Annotated in this window: 14 protein-coding genes; 6 read left to right on the forward strand and 8 right to left on the reverse strand. The window is 60.9% G+C overall.

Annotated features, from left to right (window positions below; translation table 11 throughout):
• Positions 1–50: 50 nt before the first annotated feature.
• Both MOP44_RS23710 and MOP44_RS23715 read right to left on the reverse strand, forming a co-directional pair.
• Positions 51–3,548, reverse strand: a complete 3,498-nt coding sequence (locus tag MOP44_RS23710; protein ID WP_260792885.1) for a protease pro-enzyme activation domain-containing protein — start codon at positions 3,546–3,548, stop codon at positions 51–53.
• Between the two features lie 231 nt (positions 3,549–3,779).
• Positions 3,780–5,453, reverse strand: coding sequence for an alpha-amylase family protein (locus tag MOP44_RS23715; protein WP_260792886.1), 1,674 nt, complete (start codon positions 5,451–5,453; stop codon positions 3,780–3,782).
• Between the two features lie 130 nt (positions 5,454–5,583).
• Between MOP44_RS23715 and MOP44_RS23720 the strand changes: the two genes are divergently transcribed.
• On the forward strand, positions 5,584–6,285 hold the full coding sequence (locus MOP44_RS23720; RefSeq protein WP_260792887.1) for a Rossmann-fold NAD(P)-binding domain-containing protein: 702 nt from the start codon (positions 5,584–5,586) through the stop codon (positions 6,283–6,285).
• Here MOP44_RS23720 and MOP44_RS23725 read toward each other — a convergent pair.
• Positions 6,252–7,322, reverse strand: a complete 1,071-nt coding sequence (locus MOP44_RS23725; protein ID WP_260792888.1) for a VWA domain-containing protein — start codon at positions 7,320–7,322, stop codon at positions 6,252–6,254. The two genes, MOP44_RS23720 and MOP44_RS23725, sit on opposite strands and share 34 nt — an antisense overlap.
• 516 nt (positions 7,323–7,838) lie before the next feature.
• On the opposite strand from MOP44_RS23725, the gene MOP44_RS23730 reads away from it, so the two are divergent.
• Positions 7,839–9,917 (forward strand): zinc metalloprotease, encoded by a 2,079-nt coding sequence (locus MOP44_RS23730; protein WP_260792889.1) that lies wholly within the window; start codon positions 7,839–7,841, stop codon positions 9,915–9,917.
• 90 nt (positions 9,918–10,007) lie between these two features.
• Positions 10,008–10,304 carry a hypothetical protein gene (locus MOP44_RS23735; RefSeq protein WP_260792890.1) on the forward strand — a complete coding sequence of 99 codons (297 nt, stop codon included), beginning with the start codon at positions 10,008–10,010 and terminating at the stop codon, positions 10,302–10,304.
• 43 nt (positions 10,305–10,347) lie between these two features.
• Here the strand turns inward: MOP44_RS23735 and MOP44_RS23740 are convergent, their stop codons facing one another.
• Entirely contained in the window at positions 10,348–11,169 is an 822-nt protein-coding gene (locus MOP44_RS23740) for a hypothetical protein (protein WP_260792891.1), read from the reverse strand.
• 191 nt (positions 11,170–11,360) lie between these two features.
• On the opposite strand from MOP44_RS23740, the gene MOP44_RS23745 reads away from it, so the two are divergent.
• Positions 11,361–11,654 (forward strand): 4a-hydroxytetrahydrobiopterin dehydratase, encoded by a 294-nt coding sequence (locus tag MOP44_RS23745; protein ID WP_260792892.1) that lies wholly within the window; start codon positions 11,361–11,363, stop codon positions 11,652–11,654.
• 28 nt (positions 11,655–11,682) lie between these two features.
• Here MOP44_RS23745 and MOP44_RS23750 read toward each other — a convergent pair whose 3' ends face one another.
• Positions 11,683–13,794 carry a putative bifunctional diguanylate cyclase/phosphodiesterase gene (locus tag MOP44_RS23750; protein WP_260792893.1) on the reverse strand — a complete coding sequence of 704 codons (2,112 nt, stop codon included), beginning with the start codon at positions 13,792–13,794 and terminating at the stop codon, positions 11,683–11,685.
• 272 nt (positions 13,795–14,066) lie between these two features.
• On the opposite strand from MOP44_RS23750, the gene MOP44_RS23755 reads away from it, so the two are divergent.
• Both MOP44_RS23755 and MOP44_RS23760 read left to right on the forward strand, forming a co-directional pair.
• The gene (locus MOP44_RS23755) at positions 14,067–14,804 is read left to right on the forward strand and encodes a cytochrome b/b6 domain-containing protein (protein WP_260792894.1); all 738 of its coding nucleotides are present in this window, start codon (positions 14,067–14,069) and stop codon (positions 14,802–14,804) included.
• Positions 14,801–15,559 (forward strand): molybdopterin-dependent oxidoreductase, encoded by a 759-nt coding sequence (locus tag MOP44_RS23760; protein ID WP_260792895.1) that lies wholly within the window; start codon positions 14,801–14,803, stop codon positions 15,557–15,559. Before MOP44_RS23755 ends, MOP44_RS23760 begins: the two co-directional genes overlap by 4 nt.
• A gap of 35 nt (positions 15,560–15,594) precedes the next feature.
• On the opposite strand, the gene MOP44_RS23765 is transcribed toward MOP44_RS23760, so the two are convergent.
• From MOP44_RS23765 to MOP44_RS23775, 3 genes are all read right to left on the reverse strand, one after another.
• Entirely contained in the window at positions 15,595–17,844 is a 2,250-nt protein-coding gene (locus tag MOP44_RS23765) for a diguanylate cyclase domain-containing protein (protein WP_260792896.1), read from the reverse strand.
• A 296-nt stretch (positions 17,845–18,140) separates the two neighbouring features.
• Positions 18,141–18,950 carry an LOG family protein gene (locus MOP44_RS23770; RefSeq protein ID WP_260792897.1) on the reverse strand — a complete coding sequence of 270 codons (810 nt, stop codon included), beginning with the start codon at positions 18,948–18,950 and terminating at the stop codon, positions 18,141–18,143.
• Positions 18,951–19,100: 150 nt separating this feature from the next.
• On the reverse strand, positions 19,101–20,192 hold the full coding sequence (locus tag MOP44_RS23775; protein WP_260792898.1) for a saccharopine dehydrogenase family protein: 1,092 nt from the start codon (positions 20,190–20,192) through the stop codon (positions 19,101–19,103).
• Positions 20,193–20,284: the final 92 nt, after the last annotated feature.

The following is a 20,284-nucleotide window of genomic DNA, read 5'->3' on the forward strand; positions in this document are numbered from 1 at the left end:
TCGACGGGGCTGCGGCGGGGTGAATCCCGACGCAACTCCCGTCCCTCCAGCTACTGCACGGTGAAGTTGAAGTAGTTCTGAGCAGTGACTGTTCCAGTGGCGGCGTCAACGGCTCGGATGGTCACGGTGTAGATGTCGGGAGTAGTGCCCGGGATCGTGGTCCCTCCACCGCCGCCGCCTGATCCGCCCGATGAGCCGCCGCCACCGCATGCCGCCATCGAGCCAAGCGACAAAAACAGCAAAGCTGCAACAACCAGATACCTACGACGGAATTTGCGAGCGGGCACGAAGCACAGCAGCAGGGATCCGAAGGCGATCGTCACCGGTCCCCACGATGCCGCCGCGCAATTCGGTTTTGCAATCGCGTTCTTGGTGGGAGCGGTTGTGGAGAGCGTCAGTATGGATTCGACGGCTTGAGCGCTGTTGACTATTGTCACCTTGGCAGGGTTGAAACTGCAGGTGGGGATGTGCTGATCGCTGGAACTCTTGCCAGCGACCGTGCAGGTAAAGTTCACGTCACCTGTGAAGCCACCATATCCGGAAACGTCCACGGGCGTCGTGGAGCTTACCCCTGCGGACAGCGGCCCGGTGGGCGTGGACGGATAAAAGCTAAGTCCCAGCCACTGCCCTGCCGCGTTCCAGCAGCTTGCCGGGCAGTTGACGGTTACCGGAGAGGAGTTTCCCGAGGCGTTGAAGTTACGGTCGCCGGAAAAACTCGCAATGATGGAGTTGTCACCTGCCGCCAATTGCATGGGATCAGTCTGGATGTAGGCCACGAAGCAGTAGGTCGTCGCTCCCGTGCACGATTCGAGCTGGAAATAGTTGGTGGTTCCGAGCACCACGTTGCGCGTAGTGTCAGTAAACGTAACGGTCCCCCCGGGTGAAAAGTTCGCCATGGAGCCGATGGGAGCTGATATCTGCGCTCTGAGCTGCGTCTGCTGCGGATTAGGCGGATAGGGCAGCGCCGCGAGTGAAATGGTGGTCCCGACCGGCGCAATGGTGAAATTCACGGTGCTTGCGGTGCTCGCGTTATAGCTCAGGTCGCCGCTGTAGGAAGCTGTGATGGAATGCGGACCGGCCTGCAGATAATTCGTGTTTGCTTCGCTGTTGCCCGTTGAGTCGAGCGCCGCCTGCGCGGCGAACGGATACGCTTCGCCGACGGCCTCGTCGCTGAAGATAACGGTGCCGGTGGCGTTGGTGACGGGATGCGCGCTGGCCGCCTGCGACACGCCCACGGGCTGGGCATTCACCGTAATGAAGGTGCCGAGCGGCAAGGTCTTCCCTGCCGCGTTCACTAACTGGTAGGTCGAGTTCACGCTGTCAACGGAGAGATTGAGCACGCTGTCTTCCGGCGCGACTGTGACTTTCACCGGCTGCGAGATGCTGCCGCTGTGGCTGGCGTCTCCACCGTAGCTGGCATAGACGTTGTAGGTTCCGCCCGGAAACTGGCTGTAACTGCCGGGGGCCGACCCGGCGCTCAGAGCCAAGATGGTTGACGTCGGACTGCTGGCGGTTGCGTTGGGCTGCGAGGCATAGTCGTTGGTGATGGCGACTGCGCCGGTTGCGGATGTGGGGTTCACGCCGGCCGTGATGGTAACGGGAGAGCCGTGTGTGAAGGTCGACTTATCGAGGCTCAGTGTGGTCGTCGTCGCGCCCCGGGAAGCGTCGTTCCAGTGATTCACCAGCTGAGTGGCGTCGATGCTACCGAGGCCAGTAGCCATGTTGTATTTCGCCTGGGCGTTGTAGCCCATGAGGAAATTATTAGAGCCACAGTTGGGCGAGCCGGTCTTGCAGTAGACCGAATTATTGCCATTGGTGATGGAGTGGAAGATCGAGGGAGTGGTCTGCGCCAGCTTGTAGAGCACCCAATTCGCCTGGCCTAAGCGGGCGCCTGCGCCAAGCTTTTGCGTCACCAGCGCAAGAATGCCGGCGAGCGCAGGGGCGGAGGTGGAGGTTCCGCCTACGCCATGGACAGTTGAGGACGATCCCGCACTGCAGTCACTCTGGATACACAGCGCCCACATGGCGTTGTAATGAGAGGCGCCGGCGAACAGCGACACGTCAGGCAAATCGCGCACGGAGTCAGTGTTGCTGGGCGAGAAGCCCTTCTGCCAATCCGGCTTGGGGTAGCCGCCCGACGAGTTTGCGGCGCTGCTTGCGCCGCCGCCGCCGGCCCAGATGTTGGTTTGGCCGGAACTCAGAAGAGGCTTATTGGATGAAAGGGCGCCGTTGGTCTGGGTAGAGTCGTTCCAGGGTTCCTCGGGGATGTAGCTGAGCGCGGAGGTGAAATTGGTACTGTTCGGCCCAACGTAGGTTGTGAAGCTGCTGCCGAGTGCGTCGAAGTCCGTGCCGCCGACAGCAATGTTGTAAGGCGTGGAGGCGAGGCCGTTCACACCGAAGCCCTGCGTTGCGGCGGTCACCAGATTCTGGTTGTCGCACCCTGCGGAGCCGGAGTCGCCGCTGGAGACCGTAACGGTGATGCCCTGCGCCGCGGCCTGCTTCCATGCATTCAGAACCTGCAGGTTGCCAGATGCGCCAAGCGCCGCTTCACACGCGCCGTAGCTAACGTTGAGGATGCTTACCTGGTTGTCGTCAATTGCGCGATAAATGGCGAGGAACAGCCCAGGCTGAAATGCGGTGTCACCGGCAGCGTAGTAGATGACGTTAGCGCCGGGGGCAAGGGCCCCGGCAATCTCAAGGTCAGCGGCGGCCTCGGTCTCGTCGGCGTACGGATCGAGATTTGCGGGGTTGCCGTCGATCACGCTGACGGCGCCCTGAATGTTGAAGCTCTCCAGGCCGAACATTTGGCGATAGAACGTATCACCGACGAAAGTAAGCGCGGTGGTGCCGGCAACGCCTATCGTGACGCCGGTCCCATCGTAGGGGCCTTGGCCGCTGGCGAGACGGGTATTGAGCGAATTGGGCGTGTTGTAGATGGTGGCTGCATCGCCAGGCCCAAGAAGCAGGTAATGAGTGCCGCTGCCGGAGATGGTCAGATCGGGCGTGAACCGGCGCAGGTTTGCATCCCATTTGGCTTTCGGCCCCGTCACGATATTGGGTTGGGGCTTGAAATCATTCAGGCTTGTAATGCCTCCAATCACGGGCACGAGGGCAGCGGGAATCTGCGGATCGCCTACATTGGCCAGGTGCTCGACCCCGGCGATGCTGAAGCGATGGATGGAGGTGCGGAAGGCCTGTTCGACTTGCTCGATGGTGCCGGAGAACTCGATGGCGGTGCGGCCCTTGTTCATGCCGGCCACGGTGAAGCCGCGGCTGCCAAGCCACTGCTTGACCTGCGCAGCGTCGGCATCCGAGATGCCGAAACTGCTACCAAATTCATCCGGGGTCAGAAACTTGTGAAACTGGTCCGAAGCGGGATCCTGCACATCATCCAGATAAGTATTGAGCGCGGCTTCCTGTTGCGGACTGCGTTTGAGAATGAGCATGAGGCGATCGGCGCGAGCCCCTGCCGGGGCGGGGCCCACATCAAATTGCGCCCGCGCCATGGGATGGATGTTGCCGCGGAGCGTGACCCGCGCATTCTCCATCACGGGTGACGTTATGAGCGAAGGGGCAATCGGGTTCTTATTCTGGGCTGAAGAACTTGTGGAGAAGGCAACTGAGATCGCGAAGAGACAATAGGCAACAGGGACATGGCAAAGCTTGCGCACGAGAGCACCCCGAAAGACACTGCAATTTGATTGTTGTTATTCGCGTCGGGAGTATAGCACGACAGGAGGTATGTCCGGCACTATACGGGGTGCATTCGATCGAGTGGCTTAGATCGGGAATGGGGACGCGCCGTCTTCGTTCCAGTTGTAGGTCATGGTTTGCGTTCCGTTGGCGCGATGAGATGTCCAATGCTGTGGAGTGGTGGTGAGGAGCGTGTCGTCGGCAATGGCGGAGGGCGTTGCCGCCGCGATAGCAAAGGCTTCACGCAGCACATCTTTCTGGGGATTGCCAACCGCGCCTGGCTCGAGCGAGACGATCAGCGCAGTTTCGCTTCGCGCGACCGCATCGAGCCACATGCGTGTCTTCTCCCATTCGATGGCTTTGGTGAGCGGGACACAGTCGGCGTCAACGATGAAGAAGGCGCGGTTCTGCGGGAGGCGGAAGGCAAGGGTGTTGACACCCATGCGGCAGGTTCGCTCCCAGTCGCGTCCGCTGACGTCATCTCCCGTTCGATTGGCTTCAAAGAGACCGGCCGCGAGATGACCGATAGTGTTGCAGCCGATGATGACGGTCTGGTCGCCGGCGGCCTGACGCAGGCCACGATACAAATCGAGAACGATTTCGGCGTTAGTGCGTGAACGATCGTTGAAGTGCCAATTGCCGGTGGTCATCGATGGACCCATCTCACTGCCCCACGCGCCGAACAGCTCGTAGGTGGAGTAGTCATGCTTCACGAGGTCGTTGCCCCACTCGACGGCCTGGCGCATGGTTTCGAGAACAGCATCGCGAGCTTCGGGAATGGTGGGATCGTAGGCAAGATCTCTGAGGCGCTCTGAGTGGTTGCCGAAGCGGGCATCGGGAAGAAGGAGCTTGCGGTCGGTTCCCTCCTGCGCGCGGAGGGGGCGAATCCACAGGCCGGGGCGCGCGCCGTGGGAGCGGATCTGCGCGGTCAGGGCTGCCATGTCAGGGAAGGCCCGCTTGTCCTGCCAGCCGTCGTCGACGATGGCGAATGGTTTGGGAGCGCTGGCGGGCGCGAGGGAGGCCACGATGTCGGCATCGCGGAGGATGCCTTCCGCGGTGTTCTTGCCGTAGGCGTAGTACCAGTCGTTCGATCCGTAGACGGTGGTCTTCGGCAGGCGTGGCGAGGGGCACATGGTGCGGCAGAAGGCAGACAATGCCGTGTGGATCGATTCGCCGGGTTCTCCGCGACGGCCAACCAGTGTGGCTGCTTGCAATGCGCGCGCGCCTAACTGGACACCCTCTCCGCCGTTGCGCACGTCGAGCCAGAGAGTGATGCCTGCCGTGTCGACCTGCCACATCGCAAAGCTTGCTGCGCCGGTCTCGACGCCATAGCAGTGCGTGACACTGTTCTGATGAACGGCGCAGTACCAGGGCAGAGGGCGCTCAGGGATGACGTTGCGCCAGCCGAGGTCGCCATAGGAGCGCTCCCATGCGTCGCAGAAAACCAGGATGTCCTCAGGATGCGCGATGTGCCAGCGGAGACGCAGGTGCGTTACAGCGAGAGCAGGCGCTGAGAGCGAGACGGCGATGCCGGTCTGGGTGTTGGCTAGGGTGACGGCGAAGTCGCCGGAGCGCCACTCGCCTCCGGAGCGAGTGAGGGGGCGCGCGTTGTCTAGACCGGCGTAGATCGTTATCTGCGCGGGTGCTTCGTTGAGATCCGCGAATGGAAGAGATGGCTTGCTGCCGCTCTGTGCTTGCAGAGGCATGGCGGCGAGAGATGCCGCGGAGGTGGCGCCGAGGATGAGGTCGCGACGATTCATAGGCGAAGAAGAGATACCCTTCACAAGCGGAATTACTCACCAGCGTAACAAGACCCGTCCGGATAGGCCTCGGTCCGATATCGGTTGGGAGCAAAGACCTATAGTGTTTACGGGAACAGGGGTCAAAACAATGAGTTTTGCCGTCATTCTTCTGGGTGGCACCGGGCAGGTGGGCGGTGCAGCCGTGACCGAGCTGCTCGCAATTCCGGAATGCCGGGAAGTGGTGATGGTGACGAGGAAGCCCATCGCGGCGCGGGCGCGGGTTAACAACGTGGTTCTGGATACCGGTGCCCCAGACTTTGCCGCGCGCATCGCGGCTCTTGCGCGCGACGTGCTGAGCCAGGGACCGGCCAGCGCAGTGAGCTGCGTGGGCGTGGGTTCCGGCTCAATGCGCTGGAGCGAGGAAGAGCTGCGGCGGCTTGAGGTGGGCGTGGTGGGCGCCTTTGCACGCGGATGCCGGGATGGCGGAACCGCACAGTTTTGCCTGCTTTCGGCCGCAGGCAGCAGCGCCCGCAGCCGCTTTCGTTACGTCCGCGTGATGGGTATGAAGGAAGACACGGTACGCGCCGTCGGTTTCAAGCGCCTGGCCATCTTCCGTCCCGGCATCATTGTGGGCAATGCGCATACACCGGCCTGGGTCGGCTGGCTTGGGAAGCTGGTGCCGGGGCGCTACGGCAATATCGATCAGCAGATTCTGGGTCGGTCGATCGCGGCAGAGATTGCTTTATGTAGTGAGGACGCCGGCGAAGTGGTCCGCGAAAACGCAGCGATGAAGAAGCTCGCGACGCGTCTGGCGGCTCACTCGATGCCTGGGACGTCGCCGATCCAATAGTTGGCGCGGGCTACGATTTTTGCGCCGTAGTCGTTGGCGAGTTTCACGCGGATTGAGTGGAGGCCAGGGGTGGGGTCAGTGGGGCGGAAGGTCAGCAGATAGCGATTGCGGGCGTGCTTGGCCGCGTCGAGAACGCGCTGCTCAAACTTCTTGTCGGAGATGAAGGTGGTGTACTCGCCGCCGCTCATGAGGGCGATCTCTTTGGTGACGTTCTTGCGGAAGGCCTGCACGAGCGCCATAAGCGCGGACATCATGTTCAGGGTGCGGTTCTCGCCGGAGTCTTTCATGTCGTGCAGGAACTCGGCGGTGATGGGCGAGAACTCCACGGTGAGGACGAGGACGTCGCTCTCGCCGATTTTCTTGATGAGGCTTTCGATTTTGGTGTGCTTGCTGCCGTGGTCGCGAGCCTGGCTGATGAGCAGGAGGACGCGGCGGTAGTCCTTGGGCTGGGTTTGGAGCAAGTCGACGGCGTAGCTGACGGTATCGAGGATGGCGTCGCCGCCGTCTCCGGGCTGGAGAGTTTTGAGGTCCTGATTCAGGTCTTCAGTGGAGTGGGTGAAGTCGCGGAGCAGGTGCGGGATCGAGTCGAAACCGACGAGGGCGGCCTGGCTGCGCGGGTCGGAGAGGAAGGAGTCGAGGAGCGGGCCGAGGCGGGAGAACTTGTCGAACTCGAGGACGCTTGCGCCTCCCTGCTCGACGGCGACGACGAGGGCCACGGGGGCGGTGTCCATTTCTTCCTGAACCTGGACCTTCTGCGGCACGCCGTTGTCTTCGAGGACGAAGTCGTCGGCCTTGAGGCCGTAGACGACGGAGCCATCGTGCTTCTGGACGAGGGTGGGGACGAGGACTTCCTGAGTAGTGATGCGGAGCGTGGGCTCTTGCTGCGAGCCGGACATGGGGAGGGGCGGCTCGGCGGGGGGCATTTGCTGCGACTGCGCAGGCTGCTGCGCCGGCGCAGGCTGCTTTTGGGCAGAGAGGCATGGCAGGGTGAGGATGGCCGCAGCGAGGCAGATCAGGACCCGAAAGCGATGGTTCATTCCTGGGATGGCTCCAGTTCCGATGATACCCATTGGAGTGTTGGACGTATGGCGGAGGCGGAGTGTTCAGTGAAGGAGCATGGGAAGGGCGTCGTCCCTTTACCTGGAGCTGTCACATTGAAATGTGACCATGATCACTGTCGCTTGCCGGGTGAGGTGTTCTAATCGCGCCGGTTCTCCGGGTTCTTTCCCTTGGTACGCCATGATGCCCGATCGGGGCATTGCAACAAATGCCACCCCGGACGGCACGGCAACTACCCGCACGCCTTGAGGAGGCGCGAGGGGTTTCCCTGATGGTCTGCCATGAACCGGCTTATGGCCGAGTTCGCCACGAAACCAGAACAGTGAAATCCGAAGATCCATCAGCTGGGACCTGAAGCTGCGTTCGCAAACCAAAGAACGCACTTACCTGACCTGCAGTGTCGAGCCGCAGCGTCGGCCAGCGCTCTTTTTCCGATCTGACCTTCGGCCTGCGGGCTCACGACAGCAACGCGAGAAGAAACGAGGAGGTAAGTTATGAATTCCGCCGAGCCGAATTCTCCGAACCAGGCATTCATCGGCGAAATCAGCGTGGACGAGATCGAAGCTCTTCAAAGTATCGGCATCGAATCAGAAGTCTCTGCCACAAATGAAGCCCAAATCGCCCCAGCCAAGCCGGTTCCGTTGCCCGGCAAGCAGCCGGTCATTCCAACGCAGCCGATTATTCCAACTCTTCCTTACCGCAAGGTGAGCGGCCGCTATCGCGGAACAGCAAACGGATTTGTATTGGAACTCCGCGTGGACATCGACGGGATTCATCCGCTCCTGAAGGTGAGCGGCGACTACTTCAGCATGCAGGGAGCGACTCTGGTCTATTTCGGCTCCTTCATCGTGAATGCGCCGCATGTGACCACGTCCAAGCAGTTCGTCACGATCACTGGAGTTGCTGCGGATACGTGGAATACCGCATATAACCACATCAAGATCACCATCCGACGGAGCCTGCTGCTGCAGTCTCCAGCGCCGGCGACCGTGCAGTGGTTCGACGCGGCAGGTCACCTGGGTGCAAGCTATCTCTGCCAATACCAGTCGGCCTATTTCCGCAGAGTGGAGTTTGAAACCGATCGCGTTTCGGACGAGATAACTCCCCCTCTGGATGTCTATAACACCGGATCCCTGCCCTCGGGAGGGGCTGCCCGGAATCTCACGGTTGTGGACGCCTACAAGGAAGCGGGAATCGAACTGGTTCCGGACAGCGCGAGCGACGTTATTCCGATGACCGAAGTGGGCGCCGACACGAAATGGAACGACGCGGAACTGCACGCATGCATGCAAAAGCACTTCAGCCTCTGGAAGGATGTGCCGCAATGGAAGGTGTGGGAAGTGCTGTGCTGGGCCCACGTCGAGGGACCCGGCTTGCTGGGGATCATGTTCGACCAGCAAGGGCCGCAACGCCAGGGGTGTGCGGTGTTCTATCAGGGAATGAACGGAGTGACTCCTGCGATGCGGCGCGAGCAGCTCTACTGCGAAGTGCATGAATTGGGGCACTGCTTCAACCTGCTGCATTCGTGGCAGAAACAATACGCCACTCCTCCGCAGCCGAACCGCCCGTCGTCGTACTCGTGGATGAATTATCCATGGATGTTCCCTGGCGGCGGAGAAGGAGCTTTCTGGAGCGGGTTCGATTTCCACTTCGACGATCCGGAGCTGATCCATCTGCGTCATGGCTATTTCCTGGATGTGGTGCCGGGCGGACATGATTTTGGAGTCGGAGCAGCTCTTGAGGATAAGACGGCGTTCATCGATTCAATCACCGACAACTCCGGCCTCACGCTGACTCTCTCTACCGAGAAGCCGGCTAAGAGTGTTCTCTTCGGGGAGCCGGTTCATATCAAACTATCTCTTCAGGGGCGGCCGGGATCGACGGTTGATCCGCACCTGCAACCGAACGAGGGGCGAGTCCAGATTGGGATCTGTCGCCCGGATGGCAAAGTGCTCACTTATCGGCCGCTGATTGACCACTGCGTCAAGGCACAGCTGCTGACCATGGGCACGGAGACGCCGAAACTCGAAGAACTGGTGTACTGCGGATATGGCAAGGACGGGTTCTATTTCGACCGGACCGGCTTCTACCAGATCCGCGCCATCTACAACGCTCCGGACGGCTCGCGTGTAATGTCGAACATTTTGCATTTGCGCGTGAGACATCCAGTGAATGCAGCCGACGAGGATGTAGCGGATCTTCTCTTCGGCGACGAGCAGGGCACCTTGCTCTACCTGAATGGTTCGGACTCGGAGTTCCTGAGGAAGGGCAACGAGCGCTTTGACGACGTGCTCGACAAGCACGCGAACCATCCGCTTGCGAACTACGTTCGCATCGTTAAAGGGGTGAACGCAGCTCGCAAATTCAAACTGATCGACCCTCTAGCGGCGAAACTGGTGGTGCGTCCTCCGGATCCTGCGGCGAGCGTCAAGATGCTGAAACTCGCAGTGGATCAGAAGATCCTGGCACTGGACTCCCTGGTATCAGAGCGTCTGCACAACGTGATCGCCGAGAACGAACGGGCAATTGGCCGCGTTGCTGCTGACGAAAAACGGGTCAAGGCTGCGGTATAGCCTGGCCGACTTTGAGGTCCTGTTCAACTGCGGACCGGGGCGGGCAAAGCACCTGCCCCGGATCCCCAAGAACCGAAAGAGGAGAACTGGATGGCTACTCTGAGCATTCTTCTGGGCGACGGATTTCGCGACGACGACGTCCTCGTGAAGATTGAGGGCCGGGATGTCGCGCGGAAGAGTCACGCCACCACGGATCTGCGCACATCCTCTGCGGGGTACGTCGAGGTTTCCCTCTCTCAGGCCGCGCAGCTCACGATCGAGGTGCCGAGGCAAGGGCTGACCGGAGTGGTGGACGTGGATGTCGAGGTCAATCCGTTTCTTGCCGTCTCTATCGAAAGCGGCGCTCTTGTATTCCGCAAGTCTGACAAGCCATTCCGCCTCATGTGAAGGGGAATTCAAATCAGGCGTGCCATAACTCCCTGGAGATGTCCTATCGCAGCGCGACCGTGCCTTCGGGGGCTTGCATCAGTTCGTTCTTGGCTTGCTGCATTGTGATGCTTTGCGGGAGCTGCTTGAAGTGCGTCTTGATGTCATCTTCCTGCTCTGAGATGGTTTTGAAGATGAGCGCGTGGCCGTTGATGTGGACATGGGTTTCAGTGATCTGCCAGATGCCATCGCCGGTCTCGCGGCGCTCGACGTCGAACATGCCGCCGGCATTCAGCTCGCCGAGCAGGCCGCCCATGATCTTCACGTCCTGAATCATTTTGCCCTTGAGGCTGGCGATGCGGAGCTGACGGGTGTCGACCGCCATATCGCCTTCCATTGCGGCGAAGACGCGGGCCTCGAGATCAGGCGGACGGAAATTGGGATCGGGCTTGAAGTGGAGGATGGTGTTGTCGCCCTGCTCTCCGGTTTTGGTCCAGATGAAGGCTTTCGGCAGCATCTGAAGCATCTCTGTGGCCTGCGCGTCGTCGTGCGAGGAGGACTTGCGGGCCTTGGCCTGGGCGCTGGTGTCGCCGAGGAAGCGGTTCAAGCGGTCGAGCTGTTCTGACTGGCTGAGCCTGTGGCCGTCGAGTTGGAGGATGCGCTTGAGGCTGCCGTTGGCGGTGTCGGCAACCCACTGTTTCACGGGGCTTTCGGGCTTGCGATCATCTTCGTAGTAGAGCCAGCGAGTGTGATCGGCCGCGTCTTTGGCGAGCTCGTTCTGAACAGCTCTCTCGACGAAGGCCCGTGCGTCCTGTGCCTGGATCTGGGCTGCGGAGGATCCGATGACACAGGCGGCGAGCAGCCACGGAATAGTCGCGCGCATCATTACAATCTCCTGATTGCAGGGCCGACAGGTGCACAAGCGCCCCGTGAACTTGGATGCATATTGAAGGGCCTGAAGGATGTTTCGCGTGTCGCAGCAGGGTGAGAGAGACGGCGGATGAAGGCGATTGATCCTTTACAGGAGCGGAGTAGAATGAGGGCCGCGGCAGGCGCCGCGCACGCGCAGGAGGTCAGATGATGAAGGCTTCTCCACTGTTGGAAGTTGAAGTATCGCAGCGGCTTGCGGCGATTCCGAGATGGGCGGAAAAGAACAGCGAGATTACGCGGACGTTCGAGTTCCGGGATTTCAAGGCGGCGCTCGCATTCGTGAACAAAGTGGGTGAGCTGGCGGAGAACGCGGGGCATCATCCGGACATCGATATCCGATGGAACAAGGTGAAGCTGGCGCTGACGACGCACGATGCGGGCGGGCTGACGAACAAGGATTTCGACCTGGCCGCCAAGATCGACGGCGTTGGCGGGATGTAGTTAAGCGCGGCGGTTGGCGCAGGGGGCATTAGTCCGCGGCGAGTTGCAGCGCCTCCGCAGCAGGCTCGCTGAGGGCAAGGACTGCCGGTGAGCGCTCGGCCTGCAGGCACTCGATCAGGCGATGGCTTTCGACGGGACGGCAGAGAAGGTATCCCTGCACCTGGTCGCATCCGAGATCGCGAAGGACTGCCAGTTGTTCGGCGGTCTCCACGCCTTCGGCGGTGACGTTGAGATTGAGGCTACGGGCCATATTTACCAGGGCGGAGACTATGCTCGCGTCCTCCCGGTGCGCCGGCAGATCTCGGACGAAAGCGCGATCAATCTTCAGCTTGTCCATGGGGAAATGCCGGAGGTATCCGAGGCTGGAATAGCCGGTTCCAAAATCATCAAGAGCGAAGCTGACGCCGATCGATCGCAGTTCATCCATGATGCGGCGAGGTTCGCCTTCGCGGCTGACAAGCAGGCTTTCAGTCAATTCCAGTTCAAGGCGCTGGGGAGAGAGTCCGGTTTCGTTGAGGATGCTTCGCACGAGGTTGCAGAAGTTGGCTTGCCTGAGCTGTACCTCCGAGACATTGACCGCCACGCGCGAATGGGCAAGTTCGCCGGTCCATGCCTGGGCCTCGCGGCAGGCGGTTCGCAGCGCCCACTCGCCGATGGGAAGGATGATTCCGGTGCGCTCCGCAGTGGGGATAAAGCGATCTGGCGACACGGATCCGAGTTCGGGATTGTGCCAGCGAAGCAGGGCCTCGCAGCAGGTGGGCTGGCCGGTGAGGAGGTCGATCTCCGGCTGAAACACCAGCGAGAGTTCGTTGCGTTCGATGGCGGTTCGGAGATTGTTCTCGACGGTGAGCTGTTCAAGGGCGAAATCCGTCATCTCAGGCCGGAAGAGCGTACAACAATTGCGGCCGCTGTCCTTGGAGGTGTACATCGCCGCATCGGCGTTCTTGATCAGGGTGTCGACGTCCTCCCCATGGCCGGGGAAGAGGGCGATTCCGATGCTGCAACTGATATTCAACTGCCGCCCATCGATCTCGAACCCCTGCTCGAGCCGGCGCAGCAGGCGCTCCGCAACAGCCGAGGCGTCGGCGGGGCCATCGACTCCGTTGATGACAAGAAGGAATTCGTCACCGCCCAGGCGGGCGATTGTGTCCTGTTCGCGCGCGCAGGTGCGGAGGCGATCTGCGAGCATTTTGAGCAGCCGATCGCCATAGGCGTGGCCGAGCGAATCGTTGATGTGCTTGAACCAGTCCATGTCGAGGAAGAGAACGGCAAGCTGTTCGCCGTGGCGCCGTGCGCTCGCCAGCGCTAGCTTCAGACGGTCAAAGAGCAGAGCGCGATTGGGCAATCCGGTGAGTGCGTCGTAGTAGGCGAGATAGCGAATCTGGTCATCGGCGACTTTGCGGTCAGAGATATCGACAACCCCGCCCTCAAGCACGGGATGGCCGGCGCCATCCACCAGCCTGACATTGCTAAGGGCCCATGCCCAGGTGCCATCGGCGCGGTGAAACAGGTGTTCGAAGTTCACCAGTGAATCCGATGCAAAGTTGCCGCTGGACAAGGTGCGAATCATCTGCCGTGCCACGTCCTGGTGGGCCAGCAGTTCGGCCCTGTCTGCGAACCCGAGGATGTGCGCGCAGGCATCGTTGCAGTCCAGAACGGTTCCGTCGGGTTTGGCAGTAAAGAGCCCGGTCAGGTTTCGCTCGAAGGTGCGGCGATATCGCTCCTCGAGTGCGATTTTCGCCTCCATGTCCTGCTTGATGATGTCCATCTGACGGCGGACCTGACGGCGGAGCACGACCACCCAGCAGGCTACCAAGATGGTGAACACTCCGAGGGCGGCACCGATAGCCCGCATTCTTCGCGCGGTGAGCCGAGGCGGAGCGGAGATCAGGCGGACATCGAGGGCGCTACCCGTCACTCCCCGGTAACGAACATTAGCTTCTACCAAATGCATGGGAAAGCGGGGGTGGTAGCCGGGAGCGCGCGATTGAAAGGCGGCCGCAAGGGTGGTCACGTCGGCGACAGGGCGATTGGAACGGAGGTCTTGCCCGCTGAGTTGTCGGATGGCGCGTACCGACGTGAGCGGACGTGCGGCGTGGGTTAAAGAGGCCGCGACCAGAACGCAGGCGACGAACAACACGACACTATCGGATCTGCTCACCCGTAAGCGCAAATAGGACGCAATTGCGCCCCTTCTGGTGAGTCTCTCCAGAAGCCGAGAACGTATTCCCTGCGCAATTCGGTTCACAGCGCCTTCCGCGAGATAGCCCGCCCTGGTTGATTTATCGGAAGACTAAGAGAAAACTGCAGTGGCGCAACCGTTACCGCACCGGTGAAATGAGCCAAAAGGGTCGCCGCCGGCGGGCGCGGATTGTTGCGGACAAGCGGCTGCGTTCATGCTATGCTCCGCACGTGCCAGCAACGGCTTCCCTTCCTCAGACGACAATCCGGCGGCATACGACCCTGGTGCGCGTGACGCACTGGCTGACGTTCGTGTGCTTTGTGGCGCTGCTTGTGACGGGCCTGGCGATCGTTGTGTCGCATCCGCGCTTTTATTGGGGCGAAACCGGCAATGTGAACATGCAGCCGGCATTCGTGATTCCGATCCCGGCGTCGCGAGCGACGGTGCCGACCGGCTACAACTACGTGATGCCGGATCATAACGGGGCAGGCCGGTACCTGCACTTTGAGGCGGCGTGGGGGTTGGTGCTGACCGCGCTGGTGTATGGGATTGCAGGAATTTGGACGGGGCACTTCCGCAAGAACCTGCTGGCAGGTCGCGGCGAGTGGAGCTGGCGTCCTTATTGGAAGCGGACTGCGCAGTATCTGCGGATGTCGCGGCCGGACACAGATGAGGCGGGAGCCTACAACGTGCTGCAGAAGGCAGCGTACGCGGGCACGGTGTTTGTGCTGTTTCCGGCGGTGATATGGACGGGGCTGGCGCTGTCGCCTGGATTCAATGCGGCGTTTCCATTTTTTGTCAATGTGCTGGGAGGCAGGCAGTCGGCGCGGACGCTGCATTTTCTGGTGACGATCGCGCTGGTGATCTTCTTTGTAGTGCACGTCGTGATGGTGGCGGTATCGGGGTTCAGGAGCCGCATGCGTGGCATGATTACGGGCCGCGTGGGAGACGAGGAGGAGGGCGCATGAATCCGATTTCGCGAAGGAAGCTGATCACGGGCGGGCTGGTGACGGCCGCGGGCGTCGCGGGCGTGGCTGCGGGTGTGCCGCTGGCGAAGAAGTATGGGCTGATTCCGCCGGATTGTCGCGGGGTGTACGGGCCGGGCGAGACTTTGACTTATGGCGTGCAGAGGCTGCTGACTACAAATGCGATGGCACGGACGTTTCCGCGGGAGATGATCTCGAAGGTACCGTTTGCGAATGAGATTGCGCCGCCGAGCGATGCGTTCAAGAAGTTGGAGGCAGGCGGGTTCGCGGAATGGAAGCTGGCTGTGAATGGGATAGTGGCCCGGCCGACGGTGTTCTCGCTGTCAGATTTGAAACGCATGCCGGTGCATAGCCATATCACCGAAGTGAGCTGCGAAGAGGGCTGGTCGTATATCGCGGAGTGGATTGGCACGCCGCTACACGGGGTTCTGCGAGAGGCGGGCGTGCTGCCGCAGGCGCGGTACATCGTCTATCGCTCCATTGAGAAGGATTGGTGGGAGAGCGTGGACATGGCGGATGCGATGCATCCGCAGACGCTGCTGACCTATGCAATGAATGATGGGGAGCTGCCGGTGAAGTTCGGCGGGCCGCTGCGGCTGAGGGTACCGCGGCAACTGGGATATAAGAGCGTGAAGTTTGTCGTGGGCCTGACCGCGACGGATTCGATGAAGGGGTTCGGGAAGGGGCTGGGATCCGCTTCGCCGGAGGCGGGGTATGCATGGTATGCGGGGATCTGACTCCGCTCAAACGGAGCCTCGATGGGGCACGCGACTCAGAGCTCTGATGAAATTTCGCGGCGGGTGTTTTTCTTGCGATACATTGCGAGGTCGGCTGCGTTGAGCAACGCCGCCCGCGTTAGGCCGTCTTCAGGATAATAAGCGATGCCGGCGCTGACGGAGCCGTGAATGATCTTGCCTTCGAGTTCGAAGGGAGGGTCCAGCGATCGTTCCAGGCGATGCGCGATGTCTTCGACGTCGGCACGGGTACGGGCGCCGCTGACAACGACTGCGAATTCATCGCCGCCGAGGCGCGCGAGCAGATCGCCGGGGCGAATCTGGCGCTTCATGCGCGCTGCGACTTCGCGCAGATACAGATCGCCGAAGTTGTGCCCGTAGCAATCGTTGACTTGTTTGAAGTTGTCCAGGTCGAGATAGATCAGGGCCAATAGCCCTTCGCGCTCCTTTGAGGGAGCGGCGTCAAGGTGCTGATGCAGTGAGAAACGATTGTGCAGGCCGGTGAGCAGATCGTACTCGGATCGTTTGACCAGATCAGAGTGCATGCGGCTGGCTTCGATGGCGAGAGTGGCCAACTCCGCGGCGCTCGAAAGGATGTCGGACTCGTCGGGATTCGGGGATTGGCCTTCTGAGAACGCGGCCCACAGCGCGCCATAGGGGCGGCCGGCGCGGCTGGGGAAGTCGATATGGGCGAGGCGCAATCCTTCGGTTTCGGTAGGCCTTTCGCCGACGACGTCGCCGTTGTCGAGCACACACCATGCGCGCGAGCCCGGCAGTGCAGCCGAAACCAGGCGGGAAATCTGCACCAGGATTTCACCCAGTGGGTGAAACCTGTTGATATGCGCGAGAATGCCGTTGCGCATCTGCTCGAGGTTGACCATCTGCGCAGCCCGATTGCGAAGGCGGCGCTCGGTGATCCAAGCGCGAAGGCCGATGGCGAAGATGATGACGAGCAGAACGCCGACCAGTTCAAGAAGATGCTGGACGTTCAGTAGCGGAGGGCTGGCGAGCTCGACGAGGTCATCTTGCGAGCGAAGCAATATCTCGAATGGAACGATGCCCTGATAGAAATCTCCGCGGTCGCTCTTGCAGATGCCAGTCACACTGAGGTTCGTTCCAGGCGCTACATTTTTCAAACGCGGGAGTGTCTGTGCAATGTCTCTTCCGGGATAGCGATAGACGGCGGAGAACAGGTGATCTCCGGAGATGAGCACAAACTCGTCGTGCGCAGCGCCGTGAATGGTAGTAAGAAGACGGCCTTGCACGGTGACCAGATCATAGGCGCGCACCCCGCGGGCCAGTTCCGTCACATCGGCCGGATGGGGCTCGACGGGCGCAAAGCGATGCGAGGGTTGGATGGTGGTGTTAGTCAGCGTGAGGAAGCCATTGCTCACCTGCGGAAAACCGCTGCCCACAACCCACTCGCCAATGCGCAAAGGACCTTCATAGTTTGTGGCGAGCCAGAGGCTCCGGGCGCCATCCTGCAATACGACCGTTGTGCCGGGCATATAGTAGGTGACCGCGCCGGCAACGTTGATTCGCTGAGAACGGTCAAGGACGTTATAGCCCTTGATGACCTCGTCCATCGGGGTGAGCACGGCGGTGTCAGGCTTTGGCGGGGCGGGGTGGACGATCTTGACATCCGCAAGCGAGGGGACCTCCAACAGAATCCCGGTCATCTGCGTCTTGCTGTCGAATTTGCCGGCGGCGACGCCTGTGATCTCTACTTCGGCATCGAGCAGATCGGGCATGTCCTTCGCCACGCTGTTGAAGACCTCGGCGTCTACGGGACCTCCATCCATCTGCAGGTGCAGGTACGTACTGGGAGAACCTACGTCGAGGATCGTATTGGCGCTGCGCACCCTTGCCAGCACCTTGACGCGTCGGCAGTCAAACTCGGCACGGATGAGCTGCGAGAAATCCGCCGGTACAGCGGGAGGCGCCAAACCGTGATGAAGAACAGTGACCTGGGAGGCCTTGATTTCCGGCCTGAAGCTGGCGCGCGTAATGCCGGTAACCTGGACACGATCGCCGAAGGTCAGGTCTTCGTTGACGGACGTTTCAACATAGATGCCCACGTCGCCGTCCTGCACGAAAAGGTCGACGTTGCCGCGGCGATAGTAGGTGACGGTGGCCTCGAAAGCGACTGGCAGAAGCTCGGTGGCCTGCTGGTTTGTGAGCTGATGGATAGCGCTAAGGGAGGTGAGGGGCGCAGGGGAGGAGCTGGCGCTCAGACAAGCGGAGAGCGCCAGGTACAAGAAGACGGTAGCAATGCGCCATCGCGCCATTACGCCTCAACCACGAAGCCCCAAGAGCAGGCGATTTCAGTCACTGGCGCGTATCGAGCAAGCCGATCATGGCTTTCGCGCCGTTACGTCCGGGATTATACTGATGCACGAGGGGAAAGGCACTGCGACTTTCATGGGATCAGGGGAAGGTTCACGCGGTTCCTTATACAAATTCGAACTCTACGCATTGCTTCAGCGCTGCGAGAACACGGAAGTTTTCCGTGCGGAATCCGTGCAGCAACTGCAGGTTCCTCGTTCCGCTGACCGATTTGGGGTAATCTTCATCCGCGCTGTTCCTATTTGGGCTTCAGGAGCGATCGCACTTGGTGCGGCATGCTGCGGATGATGAGATCGACGGCTTCCCTGGGTGAGTTTGTAACGCGGCCGAAGCCGAGTTCCTCCTGCTCAAAGACACCGTGCTTGACGAGGTGCTTGCCCCAGGTTTGCAGGCCCTTCCAGAACGATTCGCCCATGAGCACGCAGGGGAACGGGCCGATTTTGCGGCACTGAATGAGGGTGGCGGCTTCGAACAGCTCGTCGAGCGTGCCAAGGCCGCCGGGCATGATGATGAAAGCGCAGGAGTACCTGACGAGCATAACCTTGCGCGTGAAGAAGTAGTTGAAGTTGATCGTCTTCTGCACGTAGGGATTCGGCGCCTGCTCGTGGGGCAAGATGATGTTGAGGCCGTAGCTGGTGCCGCCGGATTCGAAAGCGCCGCGATTCGCCGCCTCCATGATTCCGGGACCGCCGCCCGTGAGGGTGGCGAAACCGGCATTGGCTAGTTCCCTGCCCACCTGGCGGGCGAGCTTGTAATAGCGGTGGTCTTCCTTGAATCGCGCAGAGCCGAAGACGGTGACGGCGGGGCCGAGGTCGATCATGGCGTCCGCTGCGGTGACGAATTCGGACCGGACGCGCTCGAGGCGGGCCTTTTCCTTCTCAGGAGTGCGGACTTCGGTGAGGAAAGCGGCGTCTTCCGCTCCGGGGCCGGACTTGGGAAGCTCGTAACCGGCGGTCCCGGCCTTGCTCCAGTGCTCGAGCCAGCCGCGCTCCCAGTCGTCTTGCGCAGTAGGACTGCTATGTGGCTTGCTGGGCGTGACGGTGCTCATGAGTATCCTCCGCGAATGTCTGATTTGCGCCGTTGAGTTTAGTGCGGCGCAATGCGAGGAGGAACTGATGGATCGTACAGGTGTGGATGGAGGCCCCCGGTCGGGCTTCCGGGTGACCGGCTGGTCGGAGCGCTGAGCGGGCTTCCGTCTTTATGCGAGCGCTTCTTCGGTTCGTGCGAGGAGGATGTTGCGGTCTTTGAGGTGCTGGAAGATGCGATCCGCGCATCCCGGCGCTGAGCCAATGCAGGACGGCGGCGAGATGCCCTTCTGCTTGTAAAGACCCTCGAGCACGCAGCGCACTACGCCTGTGCAGGAGTAGCCGGTTGAGCGCGACATGGAGCTCATACGCGTCTCAGGATCCCAGGTGACGAACATGTCGTAGGAGATTTTTTTGGGCTGGCCGTCCTGCGCGCCGCGGAAGTTGATCTGCATGATGGTGAACTCGTCTTCGTCGTCCTTGGGCGTCCACTTGTTCGGAGTCCATGGCTGGCGTGTCTGCTGCAGTTCCTGGATGTAGCCGATGTGGCCGGGGAAGCGCAGCGTCTTCTCTTTCATGTCTGGAATGCGGCCCTTCATGGTGGTGATGAGGGAACGCAGGCCGTCGGTGTTGAAGGCTTCGAGTCGGAGATCGTGGCCGGCCATGTGGAAGTCGAGCAGCTCCGGTTCAGACAGTGGCGGCATGGTGATGAGCTCGCCATTGCGCACATAACGCGCGGGACGCGTGTACTCTTCCCACACGTCAATAGGCGAGAACGTGGGCAGGTACCCATTGGGGCCGGTGCCGTGGAAATGCAGGCCGCCGATGTAGAACGTAAAGTCGTCGATTTGCATCTGGTTGACGAGTTGGCCGGCGAGATAGTCGGGAATGCCGGGCGCAACGCCGCAGTCGACGGCCGCGATAAGGTTGCGGCTCTTGGCCAGATCGTCGAGTTCGAAAGCATCTTCCGCGAAGAACGAGATGTCGACAACGTTCTTGTCGTTTTCGAGGATGGTACGCAGCGTCGAGAAGCCCATGAAGCCGGGAACCGCGCAGACGACGAGGTCGGCGTCCTTGATGGCCTGGCCCACGGCTTTGGGATCAGCGAGATCGGTGACACGGGTTTTCACGGGGAAGCGTGCGGCGAGCGCGGAGAGGGCCTGCTCGCTGATGTCGGCGGAGGTGACGTCGTATTCGGTGGAAAGATCTGCGGCTATGACTTTGCCGACGCGGCCGGCTCCGAGGACGACAATTTTTTGGCTCACTCGTTCACCTTTTCGTGCTCTTGGGGATGATCTGAGGTGCGGGAAAAGTTTAACAAACGCTCGGGTAGAGCCGCAGATCCCGCGACTGCCCG

Source organism: Occallatibacter riparius, from assembly GCF_025264625.1.
Classification (GTDB): Bacteria; Acidobacteriota; Terriglobia; order Terriglobales; family Acidobacteriaceae; genus Telmatobacter; species Telmatobacter riparius.

Coding starts and splice junctions, on each gene's coding strand:
- MOP44_RS23710 (WP_260792885.1), bottom strand. CDS start 3,548: ATGGAGAATGCGCGGGTCACGCTCCGCGGCAACATCCATCCCATGGCG.
- MOP44_RS23715 (WP_260792886.1), bottom strand. CDS start 5,453: ATGAATCGTCGCGACCTCATCCTCGGCGCCACCTCCGCGGCATCTCTC.
- MOP44_RS23720 (WP_260792887.1), top strand. CDS start 5,584: ATGAGTTTTGCCGTCATTCTTCTGGGTGGCACCGGGCAGGTGGGCGGT.
- MOP44_RS23725 (WP_260792888.1), bottom strand. CDS start 7,322: ATGAACCATCGCTTTCGGGTCCTGATCTGCCTCGCTGCGGCCATCCTC.
- MOP44_RS23730 (WP_260792889.1), top strand. CDS start 7,839: ATGAATTCCGCCGAGCCGAATTCTCCGAACCAGGCATTCATCGGCGAA.
- MOP44_RS23735 (WP_260792890.1), top strand. CDS start 10,008: ATGGCTACTCTGAGCATTCTTCTGGGCGACGGATTTCGCGACGACGAC.
- MOP44_RS23740 (WP_260792891.1), bottom strand. CDS start 11,169: ATGATGCGCGCGACTATTCCGTGGCTGCTCGCCGCCTGTGTCATCGGA.
- MOP44_RS23745 (WP_260792892.1), top strand. CDS start 11,361: ATGATGAAGGCTTCTCCACTGTTGGAAGTTGAAGTATCGCAGCGGCTT.
- MOP44_RS23760 (WP_260792895.1), top strand. CDS start 14,801: ATGAATCCGATTTCGCGAAGGAAGCTGATCACGGGCGGGCTGGTGACG.
- MOP44_RS23765 (WP_260792896.1), bottom strand. CDS start 17,844: ATGGCGCGATGGCGCATTGCTACCGTCTTCTTGTACCTGGCGCTCTCC.
- MOP44_RS23770 (WP_260792897.1), bottom strand. CDS start 18,950: ATGAGCACCGTCACGCCCAGCAAGCCACATAGCAGTCCTACTGCGCAA.